The 16,109-nt window shown below is 36.4% G+C and carries 18 protein-coding genes; 11 read left to right on the top strand and 7 right to left on the bottom strand.

From position 1 onward, the window contains the following. Positions 1-105 precede the first annotated feature (105 nt). From M0R16_03655 to M0R16_03625, 7 genes are all read left to right on the top strand, one after another. Positions 106-843, top strand: a complete 738-nt coding sequence (locus M0R16_03655; protein ID MCK9611978.1) for a hypothetical protein — start codon at positions 106-108, stop codon at positions 841-843. Further along, positions 840-1,622 carry a diaminopimelate epimerase gene (dapF, locus tag M0R16_03650; GenBank protein MCK9611977.1) on the top strand — a complete coding sequence of 261 codons (783 nt, stop codon included), beginning with the start codon at positions 840-842 and terminating at the stop codon, positions 1,620-1,622. Before M0R16_03655 ends, dapF begins: the two co-directional genes overlap by 4 nt. 6 nt (positions 1,623-1,628) lie before the next feature. Then, positions 1,629-2,150 carry a GNAT family N-acetyltransferase gene (locus tag M0R16_03645; protein ID MCK9611976.1) on the top strand — a complete coding sequence of 174 codons (522 nt, stop codon included), beginning with the start codon at positions 1,629-1,631 and terminating at the stop codon, positions 2,148-2,150. Between the two features lie 2 nt (positions 2,151-2,152). Further along, positions 2,153-3,265, top strand: coding sequence for an endolytic transglycosylase MltG (gene mltG / locus M0R16_03640; GenBank protein MCK9611975.1), 1,113 nt, complete (start codon positions 2,153-2,155; stop codon positions 3,263-3,265). A 180-nt stretch (positions 3,266-3,445) separates the two neighbouring features. Then, entirely contained in the window at positions 3,446-4,273 is an 828-nt protein-coding gene (locus M0R16_03635; protein ID MCK9611974.1) for a lysophospholipase, read from the top strand. 10 nt (positions 4,274-4,283) lie between these two features. Further along, complete coding sequence (locus M0R16_03630; GenBank protein ID MCK9611973.1) at positions 4,284-5,624, top strand: phosphomannomutase/phosphoglucomutase; 1,341 nt, start codon at positions 4,284-4,286, stop codon at positions 5,622-5,624. A 50-nt stretch (positions 5,625-5,674) separates the two neighbouring features. Beyond that, positions 5,675-6,658 (top strand): YfiM family protein, encoded by a 984-nt coding sequence (locus M0R16_03625; GenBank protein ID MCK9611972.1) that lies wholly within the window; start codon positions 5,675-5,677, stop codon positions 6,656-6,658. A 16-nt stretch (positions 6,659-6,674) separates the two neighbouring features. On the opposite strand, the gene M0R16_03620 is transcribed toward M0R16_03625, so the two are convergent. Both M0R16_03620 and M0R16_03615 read right to left on the bottom strand, forming a co-directional pair. Then, positions 6,675-7,886, bottom strand: coding sequence for a hypothetical protein (locus M0R16_03620; protein MCK9611971.1), 1,212 nt, complete (start codon positions 7,884-7,886; stop codon positions 6,675-6,677). Between the two features lie 64 nt (positions 7,887-7,950). Beyond that, positions 7,951-8,991, bottom strand: coding sequence for a DUF2027 domain-containing protein (locus M0R16_03615; protein MCK9611970.1), 1,041 nt, complete (start codon positions 8,989-8,991; stop codon positions 7,951-7,953). A gap of 35 nt (positions 8,992-9,026) precedes the next feature. Between M0R16_03615 and M0R16_03610 the strand changes: the two genes are divergently transcribed. After that, complete coding sequence (locus tag M0R16_03610) at positions 9,027-10,256, top strand: hypothetical protein (GenBank protein MCK9611969.1); 1,230 nt, start codon at positions 9,027-9,029, stop codon at positions 10,254-10,256. Positions 10,257-10,262: 6 nt separating this feature from the next. Here the strand turns inward: M0R16_03610 and M0R16_03605 are convergent, their stop codons facing one another. From M0R16_03605 to M0R16_03590, 4 genes are read right to left on the bottom strand one after another with little or no spacing between them, the layout of a single operon-like run. After that, the gene (locus tag M0R16_03605; GenBank protein ID MCK9611968.1) at positions 10,263-11,330 is read right to left on the bottom strand and encodes a T9SS type A sorting domain-containing protein; all 1,068 of its coding nucleotides are present in this window, start codon (positions 11,328-11,330) and stop codon (positions 10,263-10,265) included. Positions 11,331-11,378: 48 nt separating this feature from the next. After that, positions 11,379-11,927: an ATP-binding protein gene (locus tag M0R16_03600; protein ID MCK9611967.1), complete on the bottom strand. Its 549-nt coding sequence runs from the start codon at positions 11,925-11,927 to the stop codon at positions 11,379-11,381. Then, positions 11,891-12,475, bottom strand: a complete 585-nt coding sequence (gene pnuC, locus M0R16_03595) for a nicotinamide riboside transporter PnuC (protein ID MCK9611966.1) — start codon at positions 12,473-12,475, stop codon at positions 11,891-11,893. The genes M0R16_03600 and pnuC overlap by 37 nt, the downstream gene beginning before the upstream one ends. Positions 12,476-12,534: 59 nt before the next feature. Continuing rightward, positions 12,535-12,786 (bottom strand): hypothetical protein, encoded by a 252-nt coding sequence (locus tag M0R16_03590; protein ID MCK9611965.1) that lies wholly within the window; start codon positions 12,784-12,786, stop codon positions 12,535-12,537. A gap of 165 nt (positions 12,787-12,951) precedes the next feature. Here M0R16_03590 and M0R16_03585 point away from each other — a divergent pair, with 165 nt between their 5' ends. Together M0R16_03585 and M0R16_03580 are read left to right on the top strand one after the other, a co-directional pair. Further along, positions 12,952-13,500: a hypothetical protein gene (locus M0R16_03585; GenBank protein ID MCK9611964.1), complete on the top strand. Its 549-nt coding sequence runs from the start codon at positions 12,952-12,954 to the stop codon at positions 13,498-13,500. A gap of 103 nt (positions 13,501-13,603) precedes the next feature. Further along, positions 13,604-14,008, top strand: a complete 405-nt coding sequence (locus M0R16_03580; GenBank protein MCK9611963.1) for a tetratricopeptide repeat protein — start codon at positions 13,604-13,606, stop codon at positions 14,006-14,008. Positions 14,009-14,012: 4 nt separating this feature from the next. Here M0R16_03580 and ychF read toward each other — a convergent pair whose 3' ends face one another. Further along, positions 14,013-15,110 (bottom strand): redox-regulated ATPase YchF, encoded by a 1,098-nt coding sequence (gene ychF / locus M0R16_03575; GenBank protein ID MCK9611962.1) that lies wholly within the window; start codon positions 15,108-15,110, stop codon positions 14,013-14,015. A 151-nt stretch (positions 15,111-15,261) separates the two neighbouring features. Between ychF and M0R16_03570 the strand changes: the two genes are divergently transcribed. Next, entirely contained in the window at positions 15,262-16,107 is an 846-nt protein-coding gene (locus M0R16_03570) for a transketolase (protein ID MCK9611961.1), read from the top strand. The last annotated feature ends 2 nt before the right edge of the window (positions 16,108-16,109 follow it).

Below are 16,109 nucleotides of genomic sequence, written 5' to 3'. Positions count from 1 at the left end.
AATATTTAGCATTAAAAAAACGCCTTCAGAGCACATATAGTATAAATTTCAGTAAAAAATTTGTTCAACCAAAATCTTTTTATTTGTATTATCTTTGTGTAAAATTTGTCATTTTCCACACGAATGAATTACAAGGATAATAAAATAATATATCTTTTACTTGGACTTATCCTGGGTTTTTTTGTTGCAGGCGGTGTCATCTGGTGGCAATTGGATAAGCATAATTTTTTCAGTGATTTGTTTAGTAAGAATATTATTGTCAAAAATGATTACAATGATGATAAACAACAGGAGAAAGAATTTATAAAGAAGAAATATGAATATCAAAAAGCCAAATTCAAAATCCCTGACACATTTATTGACAGCCTGAAATCCGATACATCTAAGTTAAGTGTGGAAGAGCTCATTGAATTATATAATAACGAAATTACTAAAGATACTCTTGATGACAGACCGGTTTCTCACGAAAATATCGTTGTGACAAAAGACGAAATGATAACCTCAAGAATGGTTAATATAATCGGTGAAGTCCCTTCCGACAATGAACAGTATGAATTGGATTCAATACTGACAGAAAATTACAAAACAAAAAGGAAGTCACCGGATATGTTACGTGTTGAATTCTGGAGGTCTCCTTTAAATTACAAGGGATATAAAATGGATGATAATAAACTGGTGGTTTTTGGTCTGCTCGAAGTAAACAATTTGTCGCTGCTCGGACATAATAACCAATTATTTATCAAGTATAACAAAGACTATTACTCCATTGACTATACTGATAATTTCAAACCATTTAATCAGGTCAGGAACGAATCCATAATAAAAACACTCAGTACTTTATGACGGTTGTTTTTGAGAAGTTTCATGGCACGGGCAACGATTTTATCCTTATTAACAACAAAGACAAAAAATTTGACCCGGCAACAGATGTCGTAAAATTATTATGCGACAGGCGTTTTGGAATTGGTGCTGATGGGCTTTTGCTTTTGGGAAACTCCCAAGAATATGATTTTTCAATGCGGTATTTTAACTCTGATGGACATGAGGGGAGCATGTGTGGTAACGGTGGACGTTGTATTTCTGCTTACGCATATCAGCATTTTGATATTAATAAAAAAATAATTTTTAAAGCTGTTGACGGAATTCATCATGCAGAAGTTATTCTTGTGGAAAAAAACACAGCAATGGTAAGGCTCAGAATGAATGATGTTACAGAAGTACGGCAAAGCCCTGATTATTATTTTCTGGATACGGGCTCTCCGCATTATGTTGCTTTTGTTCGTAATGCGGATGAAATTAACCTTGAAAAAGAAGGCAGGGAAATTCGTTATAGCAGCTTATTTGCTCCTGCGGGCACCAATGTGGATTTTGTTGAGATAAGAGATAACGATTTGTATGTTAGGACTTATGAGCGTGGAGTGGAAGAAGAAACACTTTCGTGTGGCACGGGAGTTACTGCTGCAGCAATTGCAGCCTCTTGCTTTATGATTGGAACAACCTACAATATTCAAACTAAAGGGGGGAATCTTAAAGTTAGTTTTACAAAAAATGAAAATACGTATAAGGATATTTGGCTTGAAGGACCTGTCACTCATGTTTTTTCAGGACAAATAGAAATTTGATTTATTATGTATGATAAACGCATTTGCCTTAGGGCACCCGAACCCGAGGATATCGATTTTCTGTATCAGCTTGAAAATGACACCGCGAATTGGACATTAAGCGAAAATACCACACCTTTGTCACGTTATGCCATTGAGCAATATATTCTGAGTTGTGAACAGGATTTTTTTGTCATGAAACAACTGAGAATGATTATCACCACTAACGACACCGAAAAGTCACAGAGAATAGGCACAGTGGAACTTTTTGATGCAGATGCCGTGAACTTAAGGGCAGGAATTGGTATCATAATAATTCCTGAAAAACAAAAACTTGGATACGCAAAAGCAACTCTCGAAATGATGCATGATTATGTTTTCAACACTTTAGGATTACATCAGCTCTATTGCAACATATCCGAAGATAATCTCACAAGTCTTGCCTTGTTTCGAAAGATGGGATATAAGGATATCGGGTTGAAAAAACATTGGTTGCGTCACAACCAAATATGGAAAAATGTTTTTATGTTGCAATTCATTAACGAGTGATTATGCCTGTTAAGAAGAAAAAAAAACACATAACTGTAAAAACCGAAAAAAAATCCCGAAAGAAAAATAGTGTTCGAAGGAATTTTTTTCGGGGGCTTATTGTATTGATTTTGCTCTTATTTTCGGGGGCAGCAATTATAGGTTATAAATATTATAAATTAATTTTTATCAGTAATGTGAACCTTGGAGACAAGGAAACCATGTATTTGTATATACCCACTGGTTCAGATTTTAATGATGTGAAGTCTTTATTAAACAAGGATTCCGTTGTTATTGACATGGATTCTTTTGAATGGCTTTGTGGAAAAAAAAACTACACTCTTGAAGTGAAACCGGGGCGCTACCTCTTGAAAAACAATATGAACAACAATGAATTGATTAATTTGTTACGTTCTGGAAGGCAGGAGCCTATAAATCTTACCATCAATAATATCCGGATAAAGCAAAAATTAGCTGGCAGAGTTGGCAAATTGCTGGAAGCGGATTCTTCCTCATTAATGGAAATTATGAATAATGATTCTGCACTTGCTCAATACAACCTGACGGCAGAAAATGTTATGTGCATTTTTATACCAAATACTTATGACTTTTTTTGGAATACACAGGCCGATAAATTCATAAAAAGAATGTATGACGAATACCAGAAATTCTGGAATGAAACCCGCAGGGAAAAAGCGGTTCACATGGGGCTGACTCCTGATGAAGTTGTTATTCTGGCTTCCATAGTTTATCAGGAAACGCGAAAAAAAGATGAAATGTCAAGGGTTGCGGGTGTTTACATGAACAGAATTAACAAAGGAATGTTCTTGCAAGCGGACCCAACTGTTATTTTTGCAATTGGCGATTTTAATATCAGAAGAGTCCTTACATCACAGACATTATACGATTCACCATATAATACATACAAATATGCCGGCCTTCCCCCCGGGCCAATCTGTTTACCGGAACCATACGTAATTGACAAAGTACTGGATTACGAAAAACATGACTATCTGTATTTTTGTGCGAAGGAAGATTTGTCGGGGTATCACAATTTTGCCAAAACAGGAGCACAGCATTCTCAGAATGCACAAAAATATCATGCAGCACTCAACAGGATGAAGATAAAAAAATAATAAAACTTCAGCGCAATTAAGTTTGGTTCAGTTGTGAAGACAAAACCCTGTTTTTTTTTGACTTTGGCACTTTTTTGGTAAAAGGAGAGTTTCGTTAATAAATGTGTTTGAAAAATGAAACATACGGCAATCCACATATTTTTAAAATGCATAATTTTACAAACCCAAAAATGATATATTATGAAAAAGTTTCTTTTTGCAGTTTTAGTTTTATTGGTTTTTTCATCTGCTTATGCCTTGAAGCCTTCACGTACATATACGGCAAAGCCTGGCGATTTCGGTTTGGATTACGAAGAGGTTTCCATACTCACTTCTGACAACCTCACACTGAAAGGATGGTTGTACAAACCTCAGCAACAATCATTTAAGATGGTTATTTTAAGTGGCAGCGGTGATGGCAATATGGCGGATTTGATTGAAATAGCAAGCAATTTTGTAACATTGGGTTATTACGTGCTAACATATGATTACCGTGGCTATGGTGAGAGCGAAGATTTTACAATTAACAATAATTTCTATATCTATGCTCAATTTGAAAAAGACCTGAATGCAGCTATTGATTACGTAAGAAAATATCATTCAAAGATGAAAAGAGTGAACCTGTGGGGTAAAGAAATGGGAGCCGGGCTTTCCATTGGTGTAGGGTGTAACCGCAAGGATATCTGGCAGATTATTGCGGATTCGCCATATTCTACACTGGAAGGTATCAAAAAGAACCTGAAAGATTTTGCGAATATTGACGTGCTGTTGCCATTAGGTTATAACAAATACATGCTCGAACCTTATTATGCCCTTGAGTCTTTCGGAACATCCATTTACAACGTACTTCTTATTGCAGGGGAGCTGGAACCGGTTTATTCGGTTACTGAAGTTAAAAACCTGGGCAAAGTTCAGAAAAACCGCACCACAACATTCATCGTCAAAGGAGCTAATGTTTCTGAAACATTTACTAAAGACAAAAACAAATATTTTGAAAACATAAGGTCTTTTCTCAAAGACCCTAACTAAGATGAAATGAATGGACGCTTTCAAGGCATACGACATCAGGGGTATATACAATACAGATTTCAATAAGGATGATGTTTACAAAATTGGTTTTTATCTTCCGGCATTACTAAAAACTTCAAGGATACTTGTTGGACGTGATGTGAGAACTTCTTCTCCGGAGATTTTTGAAACTCTGGCCGCAGGTATTACAGATGCCGGTGCCGATGTATATGACCTTGGATTGGCTACAACGCCCTATGTTTATTGGGCAACAGCAAAATATAGTTTTCAGGCTTCCGTGCAGATTACAGCCTCTCACAATGCTAAAGAATACAATGGCCTGAAGATTTCCAAAGAAAATGCACTTCCTGTTGGCTATGATACAGGATTGAAAGAATTGGAAAGGTATGTTCAGCAAGATTTATCCTCAAGGCAGCACCACAAAGGGAAAATTATTTCTTTCAGCAAGCATAAAGAGTATATTGATTTTTTGAAACCATTTGTGCCGGATATCAACAACCTTAATATAAGCATAGATTGTTCAAACGGCATGGCTTCCTTATTTATTAAAGAACTTCTTGGTGAGAAGCCTCACTATCTCTTTTTTGTACCTGACGGCACTTTTCCAAACCATGAAGCCAATCCACTAGAACCAGAAAACGTTGTTTCACTAAAAAAAGATGTGATAGCCCTTAAAAATGACCTGGGTGTAATATTTGATGGCGATGCCGACAGGGTAATGTTTGTGGATGAGAAAGGGCAGTTTATTTCTCCCGACCTTATTATTGCTGTAATAGCACATTATTTTGCTAAAAGAGAAAAAGGTGTGGTGCTGCAGGATATACGCAGTTCAAAAGCTGTCGGAGAATATATTTCCAAACTGGGATATAGCATTGCTATGTGGCGCGTCGGTCGTGCTTATGCTGCCCCGAAGCTGAAAGAGATAAATGGACTTTTTGGCGGAGAGTATGCAGGGCATTATTATTTCCGGGATTTTTTTTATTCAGATTCCGGCATACTCGCATGTATGATAGTATTGGATGTGCTTTCGCATATGAAAGATAATGGAGTGACTTTTTCTCAACTGATTAGAAATATTTCTGCTTACCATAGCTCCGGAGAATTGAATTATACAATTAAACAGAAAAAAGATGCTATGGATGCTCTGCTGAAGCATTTTACAGAAAATGAAAAACCACTGACATTTTATGACTTTGACGGATACCGTGCTGATTTCAGACACTGGTGGTTTAATGTGCGTCCATCCAACACAGAGCCTTATCTGAGATTTATTGCTGAAGCCGATAATAAGGAATTGCTCAAAAGTATAATTGAGAAAACAAATGCCATACTAAAACCTTATAGCATCTGACTTTGCAAAACAAATATTTTATATTGATTGTAATTCAATTACTTTTTTTAATGAAGGATAATGTTTTGTCGCAGGCCCCTGCTTTGGAACAAAATATGAATGCCGGTTTTGCTCATACAACAATTACTCTGGACAACATGAACCATCGTTTTGAAAGTTTGCATCAGGGTAAAGGTGAAAATTCATTCTTCAGGTACCCGGATGAATTAAACAAAAAGCGTTTGGCTACTGTTCTTTCTATTGATGGAGCGCTTTATGCGGCATCAATATATGGTTTGAATGATTTGTGGTACAAAAATTACCCAAGATCGTCTTTTCATTTTTTTAATGACAGCCGTGAGTGGATGCAGATGGACAAATTGGCACATATGAAAGCTGCCGGTTTTTTATCCTCTTTCTGTTATTATCCTTTTCGTTGGTCAGGAATTGAAAAAAGAAAGGCTGCATTGTATGGGGGTGCTCTTAGTTTTGCTTATATGACTACCATAGAAATTCTTGACGGCTGTTCAGAGCACTGGGGGTTTTCAGTGGCTGATATGACGGCAAACCTCCTCGGTACAGCCATTTTTGTTTCACAGGAAATCTTTTTAGGTGATCGTAGCCTGAAGCTTAAAATGTCTTACCACCATACTGATTTTGCAAAATACAGGCCGGATGTTCTTGGTGGAAATGTCATTGAAAGGATATTGAAAGATTATAACGGGCAGACTCAATGGCTTTCGGTAAGTTCCGGGCTTATGTTTCCCAATCAGCCGAAAATTCCAAAATGGTTGTGTATTTCAGTAGGCTATGGAGCAGAAGGGATGCTGGGTGGTTTTCACAACCCTGATTTCAACGAAAAAGGGGAAGCATTGCCGCATTTTGAGCGTTACCGGCAGTTTTATCTCTCTTTTGATGTGGACTTTGCTCAAGTGAAAACAAATAAAAAATGGGTACGTGCATTATTGCTTGCAGTCAATGTTTTAAAGGTACCTTTTCCAACCCTTGAATATAATACCAAAGGACAGTTTAAATTTCATTATCTGTATTTCTGAAAATAATCTGGTAAAATCAAAAAGCAATATGAAATGCTATCCCGGTTTGTGAATCCGGTGCATTATCCACATACAGGTCTTCCCTAAGATAAACAGCTATAGAGTATGCTCCCCGTGAATAAGAAATGATAAAGTTATGACAGGTAAGCATCCTGTAAAGATGTGATAGGGCATAATGCCAGTGCGGGCGTATTCTGTCGCCGGTCAAAACTATGTATTCAAAGTCTTTTCTCTTGTTATAAGGGCTTTGCAAAAAGTATGTGGTGGTAATGGATATGCTGCTCTTAGTGCCGATTTGTTTGCGATAGCTCAGAAATAATTCAGCTGTAAATATAAAATTGTTGTTGCTTAAAAGAACTCCTTCGCCTGTTTTAAGAACTTTCTGTAGAAGTGCCCCCGCACTTAACCCAATATGAATATCATTTTTTTTTCGAAGTTTGAATTGTTTCATCAGAGAAGAATTGATTCCTATATCCATGGAAGGATTTGCTGGGCTTAAGTTTGCGCCAAGTTGAATTCCGAAATTTGTGTAAAAACCTTTTTTTTGTAATACATTAAAACGAGGATAGTAATAATATGATATATCAATGCCTGTAAGAACAAGATCACCGTTTTTAATTTTCAGTGTTTTTCCGTTTTCATCTTTATAAAAAAAATCTGTTCTGTTTAGTCCATGTACTTTTCGGCCAAAGGGGTCTTCGCCGCCGGCGATATTGCTGTGAAACCATTCAATAAACTGATCGCTGGTCAGGAGTGAAAAGGGCGGTTTGCCGGGGTCAAGCGAAATGGCTCGTGAGTTGATTTTGAGTTCCTGATTTGCAGATAAAGGAATATTAAGTTCAAGCTGGTAAAGCCTGATAACACCGTCGGCAATAAATTCAATGGTACGCGCAGGAGTATTTAGTTCATCAAAATAAGTTTCTCGCTCATGCCAGACATAAGAGCTTAACACATCTTTGTCAGATTCATTAACCGGTTTGTAGGCTTTCACATAGGGTAACCATACATTTCCGCTGGATACATTAAAGCTAAAGGATATTTTTTTTGCCGCTTCCTTTTGGAAATTATGTTGAACCCTTGAAATAAAAACCCCAAGCGGATGTGTTGATTGCAAACAGGGAATAAATTGCTCATGGGTTTCAATATAATTTATATGGTTAGTGTCCTTTACTGATTGTGCAAAACAATAGCTAACGCCGATAAAAAAAACAAATAATAAAAACCGCATAAAAATATTCAGTTTTACTATTAAAAATTTCTCTGGTTTTTCCTATTATGTTAAAAATAATAATTCACTTATTTTTCTTATAAATCAAAACTTCTGTAGCCCCAATGCCATATCTGGCAATGCTGGCATCAAAATATTCCAGGAAAGAATACTGTTCGAGAATTTTTGTGATTTCCAGTTTTAATACTCCTGCACCCACTCCATGAATGAAAATTACCCGTTCATAATTTTCAGATATTGCATTCTCTAAGCAGCGTGTAAAATAATCAAGTTGTACCTGCATCTTTTCGTGTTTAGAAAGGGATACATGTTCTTCGCACAAGGTTTCTATGTGCAAGTCCACTTCTGCAAAGCCGTCTTCTATTTTATGTTTGTGTATCAGTGAATCCCTTTTAAGCTGGACATCAGTAATGGAAGCGGGCTTTTCAACATCTTTGGAGTCAGTTGCGGGTAGCTCGTAAATTTTATATATAAAAGCTTTTTTGTTAAAAACGGAATTTTCGATATAGTTGTCTTCTTTTAGCAATTTTACAGCTTTAAATTTATATTCTTTGTTTACCGGAGCTGCAATATTTTCGATAAAATCGCTGAAAAACAACAGCTGTAATACTCCATTGGTGTAATATTCCGTTTGTTCCCTGTCGGCCAGTTGAATGTTGGTTTTGCTGAATGCAGGAATGCTCCCGTAATCATTTCCCAGGTACCCGTTTATGTCTTTCAGAAATAATGCATATATCATATCAAAACCGGTGTTGTTGATAAGCCATATTTCGGCATCACCGGCAATCAGCAGGCGTTGGTCGAGCGGAACAATGCAAATATAAATTCCAGCGGGAATATCATAAGGTTTCCTTGCAGGTTCGGGCGTGTTAAAGTTTTGTGATGAAGTGTCTGAAATATTTGCCGGGGGTAAATCAGGCTCGTTGTCGAAATATTTTTGTGCGGCGGTATTGCTATTTATTAATATTAGTTCATTTACCATCACCGGTATTTCAAAACCATCACTCACGGCTACATGAACTAAAGTATTGCTGATAATTTTACTTACAATTCCACCACCCTTTTCATTTAAAAACTTAACTTTATCACCGACTTTAAATTTCATTTTTTTATTTCAAATATAAGTATAAAACTTCTGGTATGAAAAAAAATCTTAATATTCTTGCTTTGTTGCTGATGACAGCAATGCAATTACAAGCACAACAACCACTAAAAAAAGATAAAGCCGTTTTTAAGGAATATGTCCCCGGGTATTATGAAAATGTTATTCTCAGGGAGCTTATTAAAAATAATACTCTTTATGAACCTTACAAATATTTGTCTGTTGTTAATGGTGAAAATATTTACCCAAACGACACGTCTTTGTATACAAAAATGTGGCATAACCCTGCGGTATCTCAAGGTAATACAGGAACCTGCTGGGCTTTTGGTTCGATAGCTATGATGGAGTCGGATATTTACAGGCAGTATAAAATTAAAGTTAAACTATCGGAGATGTATGTTGTTTATTATGATTATATAGAACGTGCAAGGGACTTTGTAAAAACAAGAGGTAAAACATATTATGCCGAAGGTTCCGAATCCAATGCACTGGTCAGGATGATGAAATTGCATGGGATAGTACCCTACAGCGCATACTCCGGATTGCTTTCGGAGCAGAGAGTATATGACCACAGTGTGATGATAGAAACTATTCTTTCATATCTTGAAAAGGTTAAAGAGGATAATTTTTGGAATGAGCAGGAAGTATTAAATACAATTAAGTCAATTTTGAATTCATATATGGGAGAGCCACCGGCACAATTCCAATACGATGGTGTAGCTTATTCTCCTGAAACCTTTTTAAAAGAATACCTAAAAATCATTCCTTCTGATTATTTCAGTTTTATGTCAACCCAAAGTGCGCCCTTTAATCAGAAAGGAGAACTGGTTGAAAAAGATAATTGGTGGCACAGTCAAGACTATTACAATGTTTGCCTTGATGATTACATGCGAATTATTACCGATGCGGTAAAAAATGGCTATACTATATGTATTTGCGGCGATGTGAGTGAGCCGGGCATAGACTCAAAAAACCGAACATGCATCATTCCGAGTTTTGATATACCTTCCGAATACATTAACGACAACTCCCGCCAGATGCGCCTTTCAGATGAAAGAACTACTGACGACCACTGTATGGAACTCGTCGGGTACTGTATTTATGAGGGAAAATACTGGTTTCTCATCAAAGACTCCGGGGCGGGTGTTTTTGGGAAAAAACCCGAAGGATACCGTTTTATGAGTGAGGATTACGTGAAGCTGAAAATGATGAACTTGTTGCTTTATAAATATGCTGCAAAAAGTGTTCTGGATAAAATTATAAAATAATTTAGCTTATAGTTTTATAAACTTTTTAGTGAGTTTAATATCAGGTGTTACGATGCTTAAAAAGTACAATCCCTTTGTAAGTTTTGCCACAGAGATGTTAAGGTTTTGTTGATTCTGTTGGTAATCATAACAAACTTTTTCTCTGCCTGTAATATCTGTAATGATGATACTGAAATCATCCGGGGAGTTGGGGAAATAAATATGTATGAAATCATTGGCAGGGTTGGGGTTAATTTTTATTATTTCTTCGGTTTCTGTTTGTTTTATTGATAAGTCCGGAGGTGGATTGTAATAAAACTTTGCTGAAGCCAAGCCATATTCTTGTTTTGTTATCTGAAGCACGGGGCCATGAAAACCTTTTGCAAACCATTTGTATTCTGTTTCAGTGCGGTCAAATTCGTATCCGAATCCAAGTGAATCCGAATAAATGGTATCAGAATAAATTACTTTTGACTTTACGCGTATGACTTCAAAAGTATCTGCAGGCAGAAACAAAGTGCCCCATCCGTCCACGTGATTCTCGCGATGGATTTTTTGACCATAATATCCCATGCCCGGAATGTTTGCATGATATTCAGAATCAGAGGTGTCACGGTTATTGTAGGTTATCGGAAATTTATATAAAACTTCAGGATTGCTATATTTCAGGGGCATAGGAATGTCGTTTATTTTGGCACCTATGCCCAACATAGTAAAACGTGTATGTGTGTTTTTATAAAAATTATACCTTTCAGTGATTTCAATATCAATAAAAGGAATGTTTTGCGATTCCTGTGGTAAAGCAACAGTTGCCCTGTTTTGCGGGTATAAGAAATTGTTAAACATCACTTCATAGGCAAAATCAGTTGATCCCACAGTAACAAAGGAGTCGCTGACTAAATAATCGGATGATAATGATGAAAAATCCCAAGTACAGGCGGTATCCGTTTGTTGATAGTTTAAACTATTGAGGTCATAAGTAAATCTGCGGGTTATCGTATCTCCGGGGTCAGGCATATCGGTGCTGTCAATCACTATCTGTGCGTAAGAAGAAAATGATAACAATAAAAACAATAACTGAATGCAATATTTCATTAAAAACTTTTTTACAAAGTTAATAAACTAATGTTTAAAATATATTTTTTATACTCTAAAATCAGAAAAAACTTTCTCAATTTCTTTGATGGCATTTTGTAATCTTTTTTTTCCTTTACCACTGATAATAATATACCTGACATCTCTTTTTCTTAGCTCATTTTCATAGCAGTCGAAAAAATGCTTACGCAGGTGAGGATGTTCTCGCAGAGGGTCATATTCCCAAGGCAAGTCAATATTGCAAAGTAAATACAGGTCGTAAGTATTTTTTATGAAGTTTTTTGTTATCCATTCAGAGCATTTATTGAATTTGTGTTCTGACCAGATTTTAATCACAGTGAGCTCTGTATCGCAAATAAGTATTTTATTTGCTTTATGTTCAGCTTTATTTTGAAGGTTTATTTGTTCCCGGGCAATGATTTCAAGATCTTTGTATTTATATTCCCTGCCAAGCTGGCTTATGTATTCTCTGGCATATTCCGGAACAAATATGGTTTTATAATGCTTAGCCAGTTGTTCGGACAATTCAGATTTTCCTGTAGATTCAGGTCCGGTGACAGCTATACGGAATATTCGGTTTTGTAATCTTTTTTCCATTGAAAGTATCCGTAAACAGCAAGTAAAGTAAAAATAAAATATAAAGGTGAAAATGCATACATCTGCTTAATAAAATACAGAGCGGTACAATTTATATCAATAATTATCCACATCAACCAATGTGCAAGTATTTTTTTTGCCATGGCATAGGTGGCAATGATACCCCACACCGTCAGGTTTGAATCCCAGTAAGGATATGCAGCATCGGTATAATTAGCAATAATGTAACCCATGGCAAAAGAAAAAATAATCCCGATGATTAGCATAACACTCACTTCTCTGCCTTTGATTCTGCGCACCGGCAATTCATATTTCTTTTTCCCTCCAAAAATCCAATTGTACCATCCATATAATGTCATTCCCAGGTAAAAAAACTGCAATATCACATCTGCATATAACTTTTCAATAAAAAATACATATATGGATAGTGTTACATTCAGCAAGCCTATGGGCCAGCACCAGATGTTTTGCCTGGTAGTGAGAAACACTCCGGTGATTCCAAGTATAGCGGCAGTGACCTCAATATAGTGTTCGGTAATCCAGTTCATTTTATTTTGGGGTCAATAGCCAAATGCCAACGATAATTGGCTTCTGGCTATTGTTATATCTAAATTATCGTCTGCAAATCTGCATTAATAACTTTCATTATAAATACGGAATGTGGCAGTTCAAATGATTTTTCAATTTCGTTGGTAATAGCGTTCATCACATATCGGTATTCGCCAAAAATCTGCGTACTCATTCCGTTTGTAATAGCTACAAGTTCTTTGTATGTATTAATGCGCTTAATAAAATCAAGAATTTCAGGTTTGTATTCTTCTGTAAGCGGATAATAACTCATTTCTATAGAAATTTTCATATAAAACTTATTTTTTATTGGTTACAAATGTACATGCAAAATTATTACTATATTTGAAAAGAAATTCCTGTATGTTTCAAATCCTTAAAAATAAATTATTAACCAAAGGCTGGCGGGCTCATTACAGGAGAAAGGATTGCTTCCGGCTTTTAAAAAACAAATAATATGAAAAGAATTTTTTTATTACTGGCTATCGGAGTTTTTGTGTTTTTTATGGTAAGTTGCCTTACTGTTGAGCGTAAGCAATACACTTTTGAATTTACCGGTAAAAATTCAGGGAAACTGACTATAAAATATATCAACATTATGTCCGATGAGGATTCGGCTGGATATACCAGGGTACAGGATTTTGACGAGTTATTGAGCAGTTATATTAATGGCAGCAAGATTGAAGAATCATATCCGGAAGCACAAAATATTTCAAAGCGTCTTTATGAAGAGAATGGTGTTTTGTGTGGCGAAGTGATAATGAATTTTCCGAATCTGCAGGCAGCGAGACTTTATCAGTTCGATAAAAAAAGTCCATTTATGTTTTACGCCAGTTCTGTGGATGGAGAAAGTTACATTGAGTCCAATGGCTCTTACGGTGGCGATGTTATGCCTGTAGTATTATGGCCATCAAAACTCAAGAAACTCATTGTGTCAACAAGTGTCAGCAAGCCCTCAGAGTCTTCGGCAAGCCTGCTTGATGAATATCGTAAATGGAAAAAATAATTATTTTGATTTTCATTTTTTAAGCTCCTTAGGGAGCTTTTTTTATTTAAAAAGTTTTTATTTGCTTAAATAAATATTTACTTTGCAATAGAAAACTTCAAAAATGAAAAAAGTATTTTTTATTGCGATAAGTATTGTTTTACTTTGTTCTTGTACATCAAAACATGAGAAGGCAATTGAATTTAACAAGAGCGGAATACGCAAGATGTACAGCCATTCAATTGAAGAGGCAATAAAAGATTTTAACAAAGCCATTGAGTTGGATCCATTGTTCGACCAACCTTATTATTACCGTGCAAATTTAAAATTCAGTACACTTGACTATCAGGGTGCGATAGCTGATTACAACAAAGCGATAGAAATTAATCCTGCTTTTACAGACGCTTATGCAAACCGGGGAAATCTTTATCAATCGATCAATGAGCATGAAAAAGCCTGCGCTGACTGGAGAAAAGCGGATGAACTAGGTAAAGCGAATATGCGGGATAAGCTTCGATTTTGTCGATAGTCGCTCACACATTGAAGCGGATATGCATGATATCTCCTTCTTCAACAATGTAATTTTTCCCTTCAACATTAAATTTCCCTGCTTCTTTGCAAGCGCTTTCAGAACCAAGTTTTACAAAATCATCGTACTTCATCACTTCTGCACGTATAAATCCTTTTTCAAGGTCGGAATGAATAACTCCAGAGGCCTGCGGGGCGCTCATCCCTGTTTTTATTGTCCAGGCTTTTGATTCTTTGGGGCCTGCAGTAAAAAATGTTCGAAGATTTAGCAGATGATATGCCGATTTGATGAGTTTGTTTACTCCGGGCTCCGTCAGGCCTACATCATTAAGAAACGCCATGCGGTCTTCTTCCGATTCCAATTCATAAATTTCCGCCTCCAGTTTTCCGGCTATGACGAGTACTTCGGTGTTTTCATTTTTTACAGATTCTTTCAATTGTTCGGAATAAGTATTCCCGGTACTTGCTGAAGCATCATCAACATTACATACGTACATGACAGGCTTTTCTGTTAGCAAGCAGAGGTCTCTGACAAGTTTTCTTTCTTCGTCAGGTATTGAAAGTGTTCTTGCTGATTGAAATGATTCAAGGTGATTTTTATACAACTTGAGAACTTCAAAAAGATGTTTGGCCTCTTTATCACCCGTTTTGGCAGCTTTATCAACACGTTGCATTTTTCGCTCCACCTGTTCCAGATCGTTAATCTGTAATTCAAGGTCAATAATTTCCTTATCCCTGACAGGATTTACCGAACCTTCAATATGTGGCAGATTTACATCATCAAAGCAGCGTATCACATGAATTATTGCTTCCGTTTGACGAATGTCAGCGAGAAAGGAATTCCCCATGCCTTCTCCCTGGCTTGCTCCTTTTGTTAAACCTGGAATGTCAACAATTTCAACTGTGGCGTGCACTACTTTTGCTGCTTTCACAAGCTTGGCAAGCACGTACAAACGGTCGTCAGGTACATTGATGATAGCATGATTTGATTTATTGGAAGTGAAAGCAAAGTTACTTGTCTGTGCTTTGGTACTTGACATACAATTGAAAATAGTAGTTTTGCCGCAATTGGCTAATCCCACAATTCCACAGTTCAATCCCATATAATTTTTTTTACAAAAGTATTAATTTTATAAATGCTTTTGGTTTTGTAAAATAGTCTACTGATAATCAATGCCATAAAAACTTATTCAATTACTTTTTAACAATGATGTTTAAGGTGAATTAAAAAATTATATTTGAAAAAAAATATTTATGCGTACGGTTGACGAACTTAAAAAAATTGCGACACAAGTGCGGCGCGATTTACTGCGTATGATACATGCTGTCAATTCAGGACATCCCGGAGGTTCGCTTGGGTGTTCTGATTTACTGACCTGTCTATATTTTTCTGTAATGGAGCATATCCCTCAACCATTTAGCATGGAAGGCCGGAATGAAGATGTTTTTTTCCTTTCGAACGGACACCTTTCTGCTGCATGGTATAGTGTACTGGCACGTTCAGGATATTTTGAAATAAAGGATTTGGCAACATTTCGCAAACTAAATTCATCATTACAGGGGCATCCCACAACGGCTGAAAAAACTAAAGGCGTCAGAGTAGCTTCCGGCTCTCTGGGGCAAGGCATGTCGGTAGCGATAGGTATGGCCATTGCAAAAAAACTTGAAAAAGACAATCATATTGTTTACTGCCTGCATGGTGACGGAGAAATACAGGAAGGCCAAATTTGGGAGGCCATAATGTTTGCTTCTGCAAAAAAAATTGACAATATCATCAGCATTATTGATTACAACGGAAGGCAAATAGAAGGTAACACGGATGATGTACTTTCTTTAGGTGATATTAAAGCAAAGTTTACTGCTTTTGGATGGAAAGTATTTGAAATGAATGGTAACGACATCTCTGAAATTCTGGATATGTTAATAATTGCAAAAGCGAATACCTTTAAAGGGGTTCCTGTCGTTATCATTATGAAAACAGAAATGGGTTATGGAGTTGATTTTATGATGGGCACACACAAATGGCATGGAATAGCACCTAACGATGAACAGCTGAAACTGGCATTGGCTCAATTGCCTGAAACACTGGGCGATTATTAATT

This window comes from Bacteroidales bacterium, from assembly GCA_023228145.1.
In the GTDB taxonomy this organism is placed as follows: Bacteria; Bacteroidota; Bacteroidia; order Bacteroidales; family CAIWKO01; genus CAIWKO01.
Note: the sequence above shows the minus strand (reverse complement) of the source record. Positions and strands in the feature narration are given on the sequence as shown.

What these genes read in the sequence shown, in the direction of transcription:
- dapF (MCK9611977.1), top strand. Translation starts at nt 840, where the DNA reads ATGACGGTTGTTTTTGAGAAGTTTCATGGCACGGGCAACGATTTTATC.
- M0R16_03645 (MCK9611976.1), top strand. Translation starts at nt 1,629, where the DNA reads ATGTATGATAAACGCATTTGCCTTAGGGCACCCGAACCCGAGGATATC.
- mltG (MCK9611975.1), top strand. Translation starts at nt 2,153, where the DNA reads ATGCCTGTTAAGAAGAAAAAAAAACACATAACTGTAAAAACCGAAAAA.
- M0R16_03635 (MCK9611974.1), top strand. Translation starts at nt 3,446, where the DNA reads ATGAAAAAGTTTCTTTTTGCAGTTTTAGTTTTATTGGTTTTTTCATCT.
- M0R16_03630 (MCK9611973.1), top strand. Translation starts at nt 4,284, where the DNA reads ATGGACGCTTTCAAGGCATACGACATCAGGGGTATATACAATACAGAT.
- M0R16_03625 (MCK9611972.1), top strand. Translation starts at nt 5,675, where the DNA reads ATGAAGGATAATGTTTTGTCGCAGGCCCCTGCTTTGGAACAAAATATG.
- M0R16_03620 (MCK9611971.1), bottom strand. Translation starts at nt 7,886, where the DNA reads ATGCGGTTTTTATTATTTGTTTTTTTTATCGGCGTTAGCTATTGTTTT.
- M0R16_03615 (MCK9611970.1), bottom strand. Translation starts at nt 8,991, where the DNA reads ATGAAATTTAAAGTCGGTGATAAAGTTAAGTTTTTAAATGAAAAGGGT.
- M0R16_03610 (MCK9611969.1), top strand. Translation starts at nt 9,027, where the DNA reads ATGAAAAAAAATCTTAATATTCTTGCTTTGTTGCTGATGACAGCAATG.
- M0R16_03605 (MCK9611968.1), bottom strand. Translation starts at nt 11,330, where the DNA reads ATGAAATATTGCATTCAGTTATTGTTTTTATTGTTATCATTTTCTTCT.
- M0R16_03600 (MCK9611967.1), bottom strand. Translation starts at nt 11,927, where the DNA reads ATGGAAAAAAGATTACAAAACCGAATATTCCGTATAGCTGTCACCGGA.
- pnuC (MCK9611966.1), bottom strand. Translation starts at nt 12,475, where the DNA reads ATGAACTGGATTACCGAACACTATATTGAGGTCACTGCCGCTATACTT.
- M0R16_03590 (MCK9611965.1), bottom strand. Translation starts at nt 12,786, where the DNA reads ATGAAAATTTCTATAGAAATGAGTTATTATCCGCTTACAGAAGAATAC.
- M0R16_03585 (MCK9611964.1), top strand. Translation starts at nt 12,952, where the DNA reads ATGAAAAGAATTTTTTTATTACTGGCTATCGGAGTTTTTGTGTTTTTT.
- M0R16_03580 (MCK9611963.1), top strand. Translation starts at nt 13,604, where the DNA reads ATGAAAAAAGTATTTTTTATTGCGATAAGTATTGTTTTACTTTGTTCT.
- ychF (MCK9611962.1), bottom strand. Translation starts at nt 15,110, where the DNA reads ATGGGATTGAACTGTGGAATTGTGGGATTAGCCAATTGCGGCAAAACT.
- M0R16_03570 (MCK9611961.1), top strand. Translation starts at nt 15,262, where the DNA reads ATGCGTACGGTTGACGAACTTAAAAAAATTGCGACACAAGTGCGGCGC.